The sequence below is a fragment of the Mycobacterium sp. genome, assembly GCF_047975165.1.
Taxonomy (GTDB): Bacteria; Actinomycetota; Actinomycetes; order Mycobacteriales; family Mycobacteriaceae; genus Mycobacterium.
On sequence record NZ_JBKECZ010000058.1, the window covers coordinates 1 to 13,264 of the forward strand.

Below are 13,264 nucleotides of genomic sequence, written 5' to 3' on the forward strand. Positions count from 1 at the left end.
CCAGGGGCCAGGGGCCAGGGGCCAGGACCAGGGGCCAGGGGCCAGGGGGGCAAGGGGGCCGGCGCGCAGGGCCACCCGTCCGCCGCGACCTCCGATCCGCGGGCCGGCACTCAGTCCAGCAGGACCGTTGCGAAGGTACCGACCTCTTTGAACCCGATCCGGGCGTAGGCGGCCCGGGCGACCGCGTTGAAGTTGTTGACATAGAGGCTGGCAACACGTCCGCTGCCCACGATCACCGCTGCCAGCGTCGCGGTACCCGCGGTGCCCAGCCCCAGCCCCCGCCGCTCGGGATGCACCCAGACACCTTGGATCTGCCCGACAGACGGCGACTGCGAACCCACCTCGGCCTTGAAGACCACCTGGCCGTGCTCGAACCGGGCCCAGGCGCGGCCGGCCGCGATCAGGCCGGTCACCCGGCGTCGATACCCCCGCCCGCCGTCGCCGAGTCGCGGATCGACGCCCACTTCGCCGATGAACATGTCCACCGCGGCCACCAGATAGGCATCGAGTTCGTCCGGGCGCACTTGCCGCACCTCGGTGTCCAGAACGCAGTTGGGGTGGGTATCGAGCGCCAGCAGCGGCTGGTCGGCGCGCACATCACGCGCCGGGCCCCACGCCGGTTCCAGGCGCTCCCACATGGGCAGCACCAGGTCCGCCCTGCCCACCAGCGACGAACACCGCCGCGCCGCACTCTTGGCTTCATCGGCAAATGCGTTGAGGTCGCTGCGACTTCCGCGCAGTGGGATCAGGTTGGCGCCGGCAAAGCACAGCGATTCGTCCACGCCGCCGCGCGTCCACAGCTCCCCGCTCAGCGACTTGGGCTCGACCCCGTAGTCGGCAACCCGGGCGGCCACCATGCACGATTCGACGGGGTCTTGTCTCAGGACCCGCCAGACGGCTGCACCATCGCGCACCACCGACACCCGCCGTCCGCCGACCAGACGCAACAGGGGCGGAGCCGACATCTCGATAACTCTCTGTGGTGCGAAATCTACGGTGCGAAAACGGTGTGGCGAAAACTGCGCGGCGTATCGAGCTCGGAGGGCCCGGCCGCTATCAGCTTACGGTCACAACGGGCGAACCGCTCGCCGCCGACCCGGGTTCTCTCGGGGAATCCTGGGTCTCGGATTCCATCTGCGCAGCCAGGCGCATCGCCTCCTCGATCAACGTCTCGACGATCTGCGACTCCGGCACCGTCTTGATCACCTCGCCCTTGACGAAGATCTGGCCCTTGCCGTTGCCGGAGGCCACCCCCAGGTCGGCCTCGCGGGCCTCGCCGGGGCCGTTGACCACGCACCCCATCACCGCCACCCGCAGCGGCACCTCGAGCCCGTCCAATCCGGCGGTGACCTCGTTGGCCAAGGTGTAGACGTCGACCTGCGCGCGTCCGCAGGACGGGCACGACACGATCTCCAGGGAACGCGGACGAAGGTTGAGCGATTCCAGGATCTGGCTGCCCACCTTGACCTCCTCGACCGGCGGCGCCGACAGTGACACCCGGATGGTGTCGCCGATCCCCCGCGACAGCAGGGCGCCGAAGGCGACCGCGGACTTGATGGTGCCCTGGAACGCCGGGCCGGCCTCGGTCACACCGAGATGCAGCGGGTAGTCGCACCGTGCGCCCAGCTGCTCGTAGGCGGCGACCATCACCACCGGGTCGTTGTGTTTGACGCTGATCTTGATGTCGCCGAAGCCGTGTTCCTCGAACAGCGAGGCCTCCCAGAGCGCGGATTCGACCAGCGCCTCGGGGGTGGCTTTGCCGTACTTTTCCATGAACCGCTTGTCCAGGGAGCCGGCGTTGACGCCGATCCGGATCGGGATGCCGGCCGCCCCGGCGGCCTTGGCAACCTCGCCGACCCGGCCGTCGAATTCCTTGATGTTGCCCGGATTCACCCGTACCGCCGCACACCCGGCGTCGATGGCGGCAAAAATGTACTTCGGCTGGAAGTGGATGTCGGCGATCACCGGGATCTGGCTGTGCCGGGCTATCTCGGCCAGGGCGTCGGCATCCTCCTGCCGCGGGCAGGCCACCCGGACGATGTCGCAGCCGGCCGCGGTCAGTTCGGCGATCTGCTGCAGGGTCGCGTTGACGTCGTGGGTTTTGGTGGTGCACATCGATTGCACCGAAATCGGGTGCTCACTGCCGACGCCGACGTCGCGAACCATGAGCTGACGCGTCGTGCGCCGCGGGGCGAGCGTGGGCGCCGGGGGCTGCGGCATGCCCAGGCCGATGGTCACTGTTGCGCCTTCTTACTGGAAGATCCGGATCGGGTTGACCAGATCGGCGGCGACGGTCAGCAGGAAGAACCCGCCCACGAAGAACAGCACCACGTAGGTGGCCGGCATCAGCTTGAGGTAGTTCACCGGGGCCGCCGCCACTTTGCCGCGCGCGGTGCGGATCAGGTTGCGGATCTTTTCGAACACCGCGACCGCGATGTGCCCGCCGTCGAAGGGCAGCAGCGGCAGCAGGTTGAGTGCCCCCAGGATGAAGTTCAGCTGGGCCAGGAAGAACCAGAACGCCACCCACAACCCGTGTTCGACGGTGTCACCGCCGATGATGGAGGCGCCGACCACGCTCATCGGCGTCTCCGGGTCACGTTCACCGCCGGCTATCGCGTGCACGAGGGCGCCCATCTTGCCCGGGATGGTCGCCATCGCCTTGCCCACCTCGACCGTCAACTGCCCGGAGAACACCACTGTCGCCGGCACCGCCGCCAGGACGTTGTATCGGATGGGTTTGTTGAGCTGTGCCCCGACTCCGATGGCGCCCACGGTGACCAGCCGGCCCTCGCCGCCGCTGGATTCGCTGCCCTTGCCGGTGGTGTCGATGCGCTGCGTCTGCTGGACGGCCACCTCGGTGGTGATCAAGGTGCCGTCCCGGTCGACCACCACCGGCACGGCGCCGTGCTGTTTGCGGATCACCGCGGCCATCTCCTCGAAGGTGGACACCGGCGTGCCGGCCACCTGGACCACCACGTCGCCCGCACGGATTCCAGCAACCGCAGCGGGGCCCGGACCTGCGCAGTCGGTGAAGGTTCCCGTTGCGGTTTCGGCCGGCACACAGCCGGTTTGGCCGATGATCGCCTTGTCCGAAGCCCGCAGGTTGGGAAGACCCCAGATCACCGCGACGGCGTAGAGCAGCACCAGGCAGATGACGAAATTCATCGCCGGGCCGGCAAACAGCACCGCGACCCGCTTCCAGGTCGCCTGCTTGTACATCGCGCGGTCCTGCTCGTCGGGTGTGAGCTCCTCGACCGGGGTCATTCCGGCGATGTCGCAGAAGCCGCCCAGCGGAATGGCCTTGACTCCGTATTCGGTCTCTCCCCGCCTGGTCGACCACAGTGTGGGGCCGAAGCCGACGAAGTAGCGGCGCACCTTCATGCCGGTGGCGCGGGCCGCCCACATGTGGCCGCATTCGTGCAGGGCGACCGAGACGAAGATGGCAAACGCGAACAGCACAATGCCGGTTACGAACATCATCCGCCTGCTACGACCTTTCTCACGTCACGCCGCCGACCGACGCCCGACACCCGGCGCCACCCGGCGAGTCTGCCGCCGCGATGGCACGTTGCGCACGCTCCGCGGCCCAGCGTTGCGCCTCGAATATGTCTTCCACGGTAGCGGGTACTTCGCCGAAATGCGGTGTCCAACGATCTGCGGCGTGCAACACATCGGCGATGGTGGCGACGATCGCGGGGAATCCGATACGGCCGGCCAGGAACGCCGCGGCGGCTTCCTCGTTGGCGGCGTTGTAGATCGCGGTCATGCAGCCCCCTTGCTCGCCGGCCATCCTGGCCAGCTCGACCGCCGGGAACACCTCGACGTCCAGCGGCTCGAATTCCCAGGTGGAAGCGGTATCGAAAGCGCAGGCGGGTGCGGCGTCGGCTATCCGGTGCGGCCATCCCAGGGCCAGCGAAATCGGCAGTTTCATGTCCGGCGGGCTGGCCTGGGCGATCGTGGAGCCGTCGATGAAGGTCACCATGGAGTGCACGATGGACTGCGGGTGCACGACGACCTCGATGCGGTCGTAGGGAATGCCGAACAGCAGATGGGTTTCGATGAGTTCGAGCCCCTTGTTGACCAGCGACGCCGAGTTCAGCGTGTTCATCGGGCCCATCGACCAGGTGGGATGTGCGCCGGCCTGCTCGGGCGTCACCCCTTGGAGTCGGGCCGCGGTCCAGCCCCGGAACGGCCCGCCGGATGCCGTCAGCACCAGTTTGGCGACCTCCCGCTCGGAGCCGCCCCGCAGACACTGCGCCAATGCCGAGTGCTCGGAGTCGACCGGCACGATCTGACCGGGCTCGGCCGCGGCGAGCACCAGCGGCCCGCCCGCGATCAGCGATTCCTTGTTGGCCAGGGCCAGCCGGGCGCCGGACTCCAGCGCGGCCAGCGTCGGCTCCAGTCCCAGCGCCCCGACCAGCGCGTTGAGCACGACGTCCGCCCCGGTCTCGCGCACCAGCCGGGTGGCGGCATCCGGGCCTTTGAAGGCGACCGGGCATCCGGCCCGCTCCGCCACCCGTTCGTCGGCGATGGCGATGTTGCTCACCCCGGTCTCGGCGCGCTGGCGCAGCAGGGTGTCGATGTTGTTGCCGCCGGCGGCCAGCCCCACCACCTCGAACCGGTCCGGGTTGGCCGCGATGACCTCGAGCGCCTGGGTGCCGATCGAGCCGGTACTGCCCAGCACCAGCACCCGCAGCCGGTCACCGACATCGCTGCCACCGGAGGTACTCACCCGTCCATTGTGCCGCGTCGGTGTGACGGATCAGTGAAGTTCGCACGTCGCGTCCCGACCAAGACAGGTTTGCGTCGGGCGATCGGCAGGCGATGTGGCATCTTTATGCTCTCTACGGACGTTAAGATGTCAGCATGCGCACCACCATCCGGATCGATGATCAGCTGTACCGCGAAGTCAAGGCGCAAGCCGCACGTTCCGGCCGAACCGTTGCCGCCGTCCTGGAAGATGCGGTGCGGCGCGGTCTCCGCCCACCCGCACAACCAGCCGCACCTCCCTACAAGGTCAAGGCGACGGGCCGGGGCGGGCTTCGGGCGGGCGTGGATCTCTCGTCGAACGCCGCTGTCGCCGAGGCGATGGAGGAGGGTGTTTCCGTCGATGCGATGCGTTGACGCCAATGTTCTCGTCTATGCGCACCGAACGGACCTGCCTGCGCATTCCGATTACCAAAACCTGCTGGAGCAGCTGGCCAACGGCGATGAACCGCTGGGGCTGCCCGACGCCGTGCTCAACAGCTTCGTTCGAGTCGTGACCAACCGCCGCGTTCTCGCCGAACCCACCAACCCCGACACCGCCTGGCAGGAAGTCGACGCGCTGCTCGCCGCGCCCGCGGCCATGCGCATCACCGCCGGAGAGCGCCACTGGAACCTGTTTCGGCGGCTGGCCAACGACATCGACGCACGCGGCAACGACATCGCTGCCGCATACTTGGCCGCCTATGCGCTGGAAAACAACGCGATCTGGTTGAGCGCCGACCGCGGATTCGCTCGTTTCCGCACCCTGCGCTGGAGTCATCCACTGGAGCTGTAGTCGGGCGGAGTGCCGAAACTCGCCGGTACCCCGAGTTCGGACATTTTGCCTAATACCCAGGCGTGAGGCCGAATTCGGGGCAGGCGGCTGCGAGTCGTTCGCGAGCGTAACGGGGCTGCGATTTCGCGCTCCGGATTTCGCCGTGGCGTTACGCTCGCGAGCGGCTGGCCGGCGTCACGCAACAAACTCCGCACGCGGGAAGTTCCGCACACCGATCCGCGGCCCCAGGCCCCAGGCCCCGGGCCCCGGGGCCCGGGGCCTGCCCACGGGCATGCTCCTGTGCCACAATGGCAGAGTCATTTGCCCAGCCCGACCGGAGGGATCACCGTGGCCAGTACCGAGGTGCAGCTGTACGACGGCGTCGACGAAGCCGATGTGCCGTCCGCGGCGTGGGGCTGGAGCAGGATCAACTACCGCACCTGGTACGCAACCGGTGCGTTCATCGTCTTCTTCCTGCTGGTGCTGATGCGCGGCAACCACGTCGGCCACGTGGAGGACTGGTTCTGCGTCGGCTTCGCCGTGCTGTCGCTGTTCGTCCTGGTGCGCGACATCATCCTTCGCCGCAAGGGCTGGTTGCGCTAGCCGCGCAGTCACATCGCGCCCGCGGGCGCTCACGAATGCCGACGCTCGCCGATGCCGGCGCGAGGGCTATCCGTCGGCGGCCAACTGTCCACAGGCAGCGCTGATCTCGCGGCCGCGGGTATCCCGAACGGTACACGAAACTCCCTGTGCCCGAATGCTTTTGACGAATGTCCGCTCCGCATCCTTCGGGCTGGCATCCCAGTCGCTGCCCGGGGTCGGGTTGAGCGGGATGAGGTTCACGTGGACCAGCGGCCCCAGTGCGCGGTGCAGCCGCCTGCCCAACAGCTCGGCCCGCCACGGCTGATCGTTGACGTCACGGATCAGCGCGTACTCGACCGACACCCGCCGGCCCGTCACGTCGGCGTAGTACCGGGCGGCCTCGATCGCCTCGTCCACCTTCCATCTGGTGTTGACCGGCACCAGGGTGTCCCGCAGTTCGTCGTCGGGGGCGTGCAGCGACAGCGCCAGCGTCACACCCAGGCGCTCGTCGGCGAGCTTGCGGATCGCCGGGGCCAGGCCCACCGTCGACACCGTCACCGAGCGCGCCGAAATACCGAACCCGGACGGCGGCGCCCCGACGATGCGGCGCACCGCCGCCACCGTCCTGGCGTAGTTGGCCAGCGGCTCGCCCATCCCCATGAAAACCACGTTGGACAGCCGGTGCGGCTCCGGGCCGAAGTCGTCGCGCAACGCCACGGCGGCGGCCCGCACCTGCTCGAGGATCTCGGCCGTCGACAGGTTGCGCGTCAGCCCGCCCTGGCCGGTCGCGCAGAACGGGCAGGCCATACCGCAGCCGGCCTGCGAGGAGATGCACACGGTGTTGCGCTGGGGGTAGCGCATCAGCACCGACTCGACCGTGGCACCATCGACGCACCGCCACAGTGCCTTTCGCGTCTGGCCCGAGTCGCAGGTGACTTCGCGGGCAGCGGTCAGCAGATCCGGGAACATGCTCGCCGCAACCTGGTCGCGCACGGCGGCGGGCAGGTCCGTCATCCGATGCGGGTCGGCGATCAACCGCCCGTAGTACTGGCGGGCAAGCTGTTTGGCCCGAAACGCGGGCAGGCCCAACTCGGCAACGGCCGCCGCACGTCCGTCGGCGTCGAGGTCGGCGAAGTGTCGGGGGGGCCGCCGAACCGCGCCACGCGGACGCGGTTCGTCGAACACCAGCTCACCGCCCATGCGTCCAGTATCAGGGCAGCAGCGTCAAAACGGTCCAGGCCGCCACCGCCGACGGCAGAATGCCGTCCAGCCGATCCATCAGCCCGCCGTGGCCGGGCAGCAGCGCGCCCATGTCCTTGATGCCCAGGTCGCGCTTCACCTGAGATTCGATCAGGTCACCGAGCGTGGTGGTGAGCACCAGCAGAAGACCGAGCAGCGCGCTGACCCAGGGTTTCTGGCCGGCCAGAAACGTTCCGGTGAGTACAGTCGCGAGGATTCCGAAGAACAGCGAGCCGGCGAAGCCCTCCCAGGATTTCTTCGGACTGATCGTGGGAACCATCGGATGCTTGCCGAACAGCGCACCAATGGCGTAGCCACCGGTGTCCGAGCACACGACGGCGAGCATCATGCAGAACACCCAGCCCGGCCCGTGTTCGGGGTCGTAGACGAGCATCGCCGCGAAAGACCCGAACAGCGGAACCCAGGCGCACAGGAAAACGGTGGCGGACACGTCGCGCAGATAGTTGCCCGCCAGCGGACTATCCCCGGAGCCGTCGCCCTCATCGACCTTCATGAACAGGCGCCAGATCATGCAGACAACCACCGTGACGCCGAATCCGGCCAACGCACCCGCGGCCCGGTAGGGCCAGGTCAGCCATACGGTGGCCTGCCCGCCCACCAGCAAGGGGATCAGCGGCACGACAAAACCCGCCTCCCGCAGCCGCCGCACCACCTCGTGGCTGGCGATCAGCACCGCCAATGCCGAATACAGCACCCAGAAATGCGGAACCCAGATCATCGATGCGATCAGGACGGCGCCGATTCCGACACCCACGCCGATCGCCGCCGGCAGGTCGCGCCCCGCTCGGGAGGTCTTCTCGGCAGGCTGAGAATTCATGTCACCTTGCGGTCTGTCGGTCCCGGCGTCGGAGGTTGCCACGGACTTGGACGGTTCGATCTGCTGGGCGGTCGTCAGACCTCCAGCAGCTCGCCTTCTTTGTGCTTGACCAATTCGTCGACCTGGTCGACGTACTGGTGGGTGGTTTTCTCCAGGTCCTTCTCGGCTCGGGCGACCTCGTCCTCGCCGGCCTCGCCGTCCTTGCGGATGCGGTGCAGTTCCTCCATCGCCTTGCGACGGATGTTACGCACCGAAACCCGGGCGTCCTCCCCTTTCGACTTGGCCTGCTTGACCAGATCGCGACGCCGTTCCTCGGTGAGCTGGGGTATGGCCACCCGGATCACCGTGCCGTCGTTGGTGGGGTTGACCCCCAGATCCGAATTGCGGATCGCCGTCTCGATGGCAGCCAGCTGGGCGGCTTCGTAGGGCTTGATCACGACCAGCCGTGCCTCCGGGACGTTGATGCTGGCCAACTGGGTGATCGGAGTGCTGGCACCGTAGTAGTCGATGGCGATCCGGGAGAACATCCCCGGGTTGGCGCGCCCGGTCCGGATGGTCGACAGATCATCGCGGGCCACCGAAACCGCCTTCTCCATCTTCTCCTCGGCATCGAAGAGAGCTTCGTCAATCATTGTCAGTGCCGCTCCTTCTCATGTGGTGACCAGCGTCCCGATCCGCTCACCGGCTACTGCCCTGGCGATATTCCCGTCGACGAGCAGATTGAACACCAGGATCGGCATGTCGTTGTCCATGCAGAGGCTGAACGCGGTCGCGTCGGCCACCCGCAAACCACGGTCGATGACTTCCCGGTGGCTGATCGCGGTAAACAGTTCGGCTCCCGGGTTCTCCCGGGGATCCTCGTCGAACACGCCGTCGACGGCTTTGGCCATCAGGACAACGTCGGCGCCGATCTCCAGCGCCCGCTGAGCAGCTGTGGTGTCGGTGGAGAAGTACGGCAGACCCATGCCGGCGCCGAAGATCACCACCCGACCCTTCTCCAGGTGACGTACCGCCCGCAGCGGCAGATAGGGCTCGGCTACCTGCCCCATCGTTATCGCGGTCTGCACGCGGGTGGCAATGCCTTCCTTTTCCAGGAAGTCCTGCAACGCCAGGCTGTTCATCACGGTGCCCAGCATTCCCATGTAGTCCGAACGGGTGCGCTCCATGCCGCGCTGCTGCAGCTGCGCACCGCGGAAAAAGTTGCCGCCACCGATCACCACGGCGATCTGCACTCCCCCGCGCACCACGTCGGCGATTTGGCGGGCCACCAGTGCGACAACGTCGGGGTCCAGCCCGACCTGGCCGCCACCGAACATCTCACCGCCCAATTTCAGCAGCACCCGCGAGAACCTCGGCGCCGAAGCTGCGATGTCGGATTCGGTCATCAATCTCCTCGCATGACGGCGCCATCCCGGCAACCACCTGGGACGGCCTCTCCCATCCTGCCTCATCACCGTGTTCCGAGGTGGGCCGGGTGACGCCGGTGGCCCGCCCGGCATCGGTGGCCTCCGGCCGCGCGCTACCGGCGTCGCTGAAAAGCCGCGGCCACGATCTGCTCAAACGCGCCGAGGCCGTCGTACGTGCCGCCGACGCCCGCATCCTCGCCAGGCTGCCCACCGCCCAGCAACGCGACTTCAAGCGGATGCCCGGAAAGCTCGGAGACGCCTGACCGGCTATCCCGGCCGCTGAATCCGCGCCCACGGGCGGGCTTCTTCGAGTTCATAGGCAAGCTCCAGCAACCGCGCTTCCTGGCCGAGTCCGGCGGTGAACATCATCCCGACCGGCAGGCCCGCCTCCGATTGCGTCAGCGGAAGCGACAACGCCGGCTCGCCGGTCACGTTCTGCAGCGGGGTGAACGCAACCCAGCCGCGCAGCCGGTCGAGGACCTGCTCATAGTCGGTGGGTGCCAGATACCCGACCGGGGGCGGCACGTCGGCCAGGGTCGGCGTCAGCAGCACGTCGTAGCGGCCGAAGAACCGTTCGCTGCGCCGGTGCACCCGGCGCAGCCGAGTGATGGCCAGCGGCAGGCGATGCAGGTTGCGTCGCGCATGTGCGGCCAAGCCCAGGGTCAGCGCGTCCAGGCGAGTGCGGTCGAAGGTGTCGCCGAAGGTGCGGCGCCCGATGGCGGTCTGCGCGAAGGCCAGGAAACCCCAATACAGCACGAAGTCGTTCTCGAAGCTCACCGGCGCGAGCGCGCCGTGGACTTCCTCGACGTGGTGGCCCAGCTCGTCGAGAAGAGCCCCGGTCCGCAGCGTCAGCTCCCGTACTTCCGCGGCGCAGTCCCGGGCGACCGCCCGCGTCGTCACCGCTATTCTCAGCCTTCGCCCACCGGGCCGGGTCACGTCGCCGATCGGCGTCAGCGCTGAATTGCACCAGGTGCGTTCGGCCTCTCGATACCAGGCCGCGGTGTCGCGCACCGAACGGGTCAGCACACCGTTGGCGACGATGTCCACCGGCAGCCGCCGCAACTCCGGGTCCACCGGCAGTCGCCCCCGCGACGGCTTGAGCCCGACCAGCCCGTTGCACGACGCCGGGATGCGGATGGAACCACCGCCGTCGTTGGCGTGCGCGATAGGCACCACACCGGCGGCCACGAACGCCCCCGAACCCGACGAGGACGCGCCCGCGGTGTGACCGGTGTTCCACGGATTTCGCACCGCGCCGAGGCGCGGGTGCTCGGCAACCGCGTTGAAGCCGAACTCCGACAACTGCGTCTTGCCCAGCGGCACCAGCCCGGTAGCGCGCAGCACCCGGGTGATCCCGCTGTCGGCCGCCGCCGGACGCGGGTCCCAGGCGTCGGTTCCGAACATCGTCGGCTGCCCGGCGACGTTGACGTTGTCCTTGACGAACGCGGGCACACCGGCGAAGAAGCCGGCACCGGGCACCGTCGACCGAGCCTGCTCGAAACCCGCATGGGCCAGCCCGTTCAACTCCGGGTTGACGGCTTCGGTGCGGGCAATGGCGGCCTCGATGACCTCGGCGGCCGCTACCCGTCCGGACCGCAGCGCCTCGGCGACCCCGACAGCATCGAGGTCCCCCAGAGCGTCGTCGCCGAAGGCATGAATACGGGCCATGGATTGAAACCAGCGCCAGCGATCCGCCCGCTCAGGCCTGACCCACCTCGAACCGGACGAACCGGGTCACGGTCACGCCGGCCTCGTCCAGCAGGGCCTTGACGGTCTTCTTGCTGTCGGACACCGACGGCTGCTCGAGCAGCACGGAATCCTTGTAGAACCCGTTGAGGCGGCCTTCGACGATCTTGGTCAGCGCCTGCTCCGGCTTGCCCTCGGCGATCGCCGTCTCCTTGGCGATGCGACGCTCACTGGCCACGACGTCGTCGGGAACGTCGTCGCGGGACAGGTAGCGCGCCTTGAGTGCGGCGATTTGCAGCGCGACGGCGTGCGCGGCCTCCTTGGCCTGCGCGGCACCATCGGCGGTGTATTCGACCAGCACGCCGACCGCCGGCGGCAGGTCGGCCGCCCGCTTGTGCAGGTAGGCCTCGACGGTGCCGTCGAAGTTGGCGACCCTGCGCAGTTCCAGCTTCTCGCCGATCTTGGCCGACAGCGCGCCGATGGCCTCCTCGACCGTCTGGCCGCCGGCACTGGCGCCTTTGAGTGTGTCGACGTCGGCGGCCTTGGATGACACCGCGGCGTCGACGATGGTGTCGGCCAGCTGTTGGAACTCGGCGTTCTTGGCGACGAAGTCGGTCTCGGAATTGAGCTCGATCAGCGCGCCGCCCTTGGCCGCGACCAGACCTTCGGCGGTGGCCCGCTCGGCCCGCTTGCCGACGTCCTTGGCCCCCTTGATCCGTAGCGCCTCGACCGCCTGGTCGAAGTCGCCGTCCGCCTCGGCCAGCGCATTCTTGCAGGCGAGCATGCCGGCTCCGGTCAGCTCCCGGAGCCGCTTGACATCCGCAGCGGTGAAGTTAGCCAATGCTCAGCCCTTCCTAGGACGCATCTGTGGTGGGTTCGGGTGAACCGGCAGCCTCCGCGCCGGTTCCCGCGGCGGGCGCGGCGGCGGGGGCAGCCGCGGGCGTGGCGGCAGCGGTCGCGGCGGCGCCGGCCAACAGCTCCTGCTCCCATTCGGGCAGCGGCTCGGCCGTTTCGGCTGCCGGTTTGTCATCGCCACGCCCCTGGCCTGCGCGGGCCTGCAGGCCCTCGGCGACGGCGGAGGCGATCACCTTGGTCAGCAGGGCAGCCGAACGGATGGCGTCGTCGTTGCCCGGAATCGGGTAGTCGACCTCGTCGGGGTCGCAGTTGGTGTCCAGGATCGCGATCACCGGGATACCCAGTTTGCGGGCCTCGCCGACGGCGATGTGCTCCTTGTTGGTGTCGACAACCCAGACCGCCGAGGGCACCTTGGCCATGTCCCGGATACCACCGAGGCTGCGCTCCAGCTTGTTCTTCTCGCGGGTCAGCCCCAGGATCTCCTTCTTGGTGCGACCCTCGAAGCCACCGGACTGCTCCATTGCCTCGAGCTCCTTGAGGCGCTGCAGGCGCTTGTGCACCGTGGAGAAGTTGGTCAGCATGCCACCGAGCCAGCGCTGGTTGACATAGGGCATGCCGACCCGGGTCGCCTCGGCCGCGACCGACTCCTGAGCCTGCCTCTTGGTGCCGACGAACAGCACCGAGCCGCCGTGGGCGACGGTCTCTTTGACGAACTCGTACGCCTTGTCGATGAAGGTCAGTGTCTGCTGCAAATCGATGATGTAGATGCCGTTGCGGTCGGTGAAGATGAACCGCTTCATCTTGGGGTTCCAGCGCCGGGTCTGATGCCCGAAGTGGGTGCCGCTGTCCAGCAGCTGCTTCATGGTCACTACAGCCATGCGGGTGCCTAACTCGTGTCGGTTGTCCGCCCGGCATCGGGTGAAGCCGGGCCCTGGCGTCTGCCGCAATGCCGAACCCGCTCCGGGAGAACCGGATGCGGGACCGCTCGGCATGCTGGTGCGGATCCCTGAACTACCGGGTCGCGAGGCGGACGCGCGAAGTCAGCCCGCTGCAAGCGAGCTGCGTTGAGGAGCTTACACGGTTCGCCCCCAGCCGCTGACTCTGCGCCTGTGGCGCAACCTCCCCCGCTGACTCTGC

Annotated in this window: 14 protein-coding genes and 1 pseudogene; 4 read left to right on the top strand and 11 right to left on the bottom strand. The window is 68.1% G+C overall.

Features of this window, described 5'->3' with window-relative positions:
* Positions 1–110: 110 nt before the first annotated feature.
* From ACK5M9_RS06370 to dxr, 4 genes are all read right to left on the bottom strand, one after another.
* Positions 111–965: a GNAT family N-acetyltransferase gene (locus ACK5M9_RS06370; RefSeq protein WP_416892338.1), complete on the bottom strand. Its 855-nt coding sequence runs from the start codon at positions 963–965 to the stop codon at positions 111–113.
* A gap of 91 nt (positions 966–1,056) precedes the next feature.
* Entirely contained in the window at positions 1,057–2,238 is a 1,182-nt protein-coding gene (gene ispG, locus ACK5M9_RS06375; RefSeq protein WP_416892339.1) for a flavodoxin-dependent (E)-4-hydroxy-3-methylbut-2-enyl-diphosphate synthase, read from the bottom strand.
* 12 nt (positions 2,239–2,250) lie between these two features.
* Positions 2,251–3,480, bottom strand: coding sequence for a M50 family metallopeptidase (locus tag ACK5M9_RS06380; protein WP_416892340.1), 1,230 nt, complete (start codon positions 3,478–3,480; stop codon positions 2,251–2,253).
* Between the two features lie 19 nt (positions 3,481–3,499).
* Positions 3,500–4,732, bottom strand: a complete 1,233-nt coding sequence (gene dxr, locus ACK5M9_RS06385; RefSeq protein WP_416892341.1) for a 1-deoxy-D-xylulose-5-phosphate reductoisomerase — start codon at positions 4,730–4,732, stop codon at positions 3,500–3,502.
* Positions 4,733–4,866: 134 nt separating this feature from the next.
* Here dxr and ACK5M9_RS06390 point away from each other — a divergent pair, with 134 nt between their 5' ends.
* From ACK5M9_RS06390 to ACK5M9_RS06400, 3 genes are all read left to right on the top strand, one after another.
* Entirely contained in the window at positions 4,867–5,124 is a 258-nt protein-coding gene (locus ACK5M9_RS06390; protein ID WP_416892342.1) for a ribbon-helix-helix protein, CopG family, read from the top strand.
* On the top strand, positions 5,111–5,542 hold the full coding sequence (locus ACK5M9_RS06395; RefSeq protein WP_416892343.1) for a TA system VapC family ribonuclease toxin: 432 nt from the start codon (positions 5,111–5,113) through the stop codon (positions 5,540–5,542). Before ACK5M9_RS06390 ends, ACK5M9_RS06395 begins: the two co-directional genes overlap by 14 nt.
* A gap of 327 nt (positions 5,543–5,869) precedes the next feature.
* Positions 5,870–6,124 (top strand): DUF2631 domain-containing protein, encoded by a 255-nt coding sequence (locus ACK5M9_RS06400; protein ID WP_416892344.1) that lies wholly within the window; start codon positions 5,870–5,872, stop codon positions 6,122–6,124.
* Between the two features lie 66 nt (positions 6,125–6,190).
* On the opposite strand, the gene rlmN is transcribed toward ACK5M9_RS06400, so the two are convergent.
* From rlmN to pyrH, 4 genes are read right to left on the bottom strand one after another with little or no spacing between them, the layout of a single operon-like run.
* Positions 6,191–7,303 carry a 23S rRNA (adenine(2503)-C(2))-methyltransferase RlmN gene (gene rlmN, locus ACK5M9_RS06405; RefSeq protein ID WP_416892345.1) on the bottom strand — a complete coding sequence of 371 codons (1,113 nt, stop codon included), beginning with the start codon at positions 7,301–7,303 and terminating at the stop codon, positions 6,191–6,193.
* Positions 7,304–7,313: 10 nt separating this feature from the next.
* Positions 7,314–8,222 (bottom strand): phosphatidate cytidylyltransferase, encoded by a 909-nt coding sequence (locus tag ACK5M9_RS06410; protein ID WP_416892346.1) that lies wholly within the window; start codon positions 8,220–8,222, stop codon positions 7,314–7,316.
* Positions 8,223–8,254: 32 nt separating this feature from the next.
* Positions 8,255–8,812: a ribosome recycling factor gene (gene frr, locus ACK5M9_RS06415; protein WP_416892347.1), complete on the bottom strand. Its 558-nt coding sequence runs from the start codon at positions 8,810–8,812 to the stop codon at positions 8,255–8,257.
* An 18-nt stretch (positions 8,813–8,830) separates the two neighbouring features.
* Entirely contained in the window at positions 8,831–9,565 is a 735-nt protein-coding gene (pyrH, locus tag ACK5M9_RS06420; protein ID WP_416892348.1) for a UMP kinase, read from the bottom strand.
* 98 nt (positions 9,566–9,663) lie between these two features.
* On the opposite strand from pyrH, the pseudogene ACK5M9_RS06425 reads away from it, so the two are divergent.
* A pseudogene (locus tag ACK5M9_RS06425) lies at positions 9,664–9,849 on the top strand (MarR family transcriptional regulator); the annotation flags it as partial.
* 4 nt (positions 9,850–9,853) lie between these two features.
* On the opposite strand, the gene ACK5M9_RS06430 reads toward ACK5M9_RS06425, so the two are convergent.
* From ACK5M9_RS06430 to rpsB, 3 genes are read right to left on the bottom strand one after another with little or no spacing between them, the layout of a single operon-like run.
* Positions 9,854–11,254, bottom strand: a complete 1,401-nt coding sequence (locus tag ACK5M9_RS06430) for an amidase (RefSeq protein WP_416892349.1) — start codon at positions 11,252–11,254, stop codon at positions 9,854–9,856.
* 31 nt (positions 11,255–11,285) lie between these two features.
* Entirely contained in the window at positions 11,286–12,113 is an 828-nt protein-coding gene (gene tsf, locus ACK5M9_RS06435; protein WP_416892350.1) for a translation elongation factor Ts, read from the bottom strand.
* A gap of 13 nt (positions 12,114–12,126) precedes the next feature.
* The gene (rpsB, locus tag ACK5M9_RS06440) at positions 12,127–13,005 is read right to left on the bottom strand and encodes a 30S ribosomal protein S2 (protein ID WP_416892351.1); all 879 of its coding nucleotides are present in this window, start codon (positions 13,003–13,005) and stop codon (positions 12,127–12,129) included.
* Positions 13,006–13,264 lie beyond the last annotated feature (259 nt).

What these genes read in the sequence shown, in the direction of transcription:
- ACK5M9_RS06430 (WP_416892349.1), bottom strand. Translation starts at nt 11,254, where the DNA reads ATGGCCCGTATTCATGCCTTCGGCGACGACGCTCTGGGGGACCTCGAT.
- pyrH (WP_416892348.1), bottom strand. Translation starts at nt 9,565, where the DNA reads ATGACCGAATCCGACATCGCAGCTTCGGCGCCGAGGTTCTCGCGGGTG.
- frr (WP_416892347.1), bottom strand. Translation starts at nt 8,812, where the DNA reads ATGATTGACGAAGCTCTCTTCGATGCCGAGGAGAAGATGGAGAAGGCG.
- rpsB (WP_416892351.1), bottom strand. Translation starts at nt 13,005, where the DNA reads ATGGCTGTAGTGACCATGAAGCAGCTGCTGGACAGCGGCACCCACTTC.
- ACK5M9_RS06395 (WP_416892343.1), top strand. Translation starts at nt 5,111, where the DNA reads ATGCGATGCGTTGACGCCAATGTTCTCGTCTATGCGCACCGAACGGAC.
- rlmN (WP_416892345.1), bottom strand. Translation starts at nt 7,303, where the DNA reads ATGGGCGGTGAGCTGGTGTTCGACGAACCGCGTCCGCGTGGCGCGGTT.
- ACK5M9_RS06370 (WP_416892338.1), bottom strand. Translation starts at nt 965, where the DNA reads ATGTCGGCTCCGCCCCTGTTGCGTCTGGTCGGCGGACGGCGGGTGTCG.
- ACK5M9_RS06390 (WP_416892342.1), top strand. Translation starts at nt 4,867, where the DNA reads ATGCGCACCACCATCCGGATCGATGATCAGCTGTACCGCGAAGTCAAG.
- ACK5M9_RS06380 (WP_416892340.1), bottom strand. Translation starts at nt 3,480, where the DNA reads ATGATGTTCGTAACCGGCATTGTGCTGTTCGCGTTTGCCATCTTCGTC.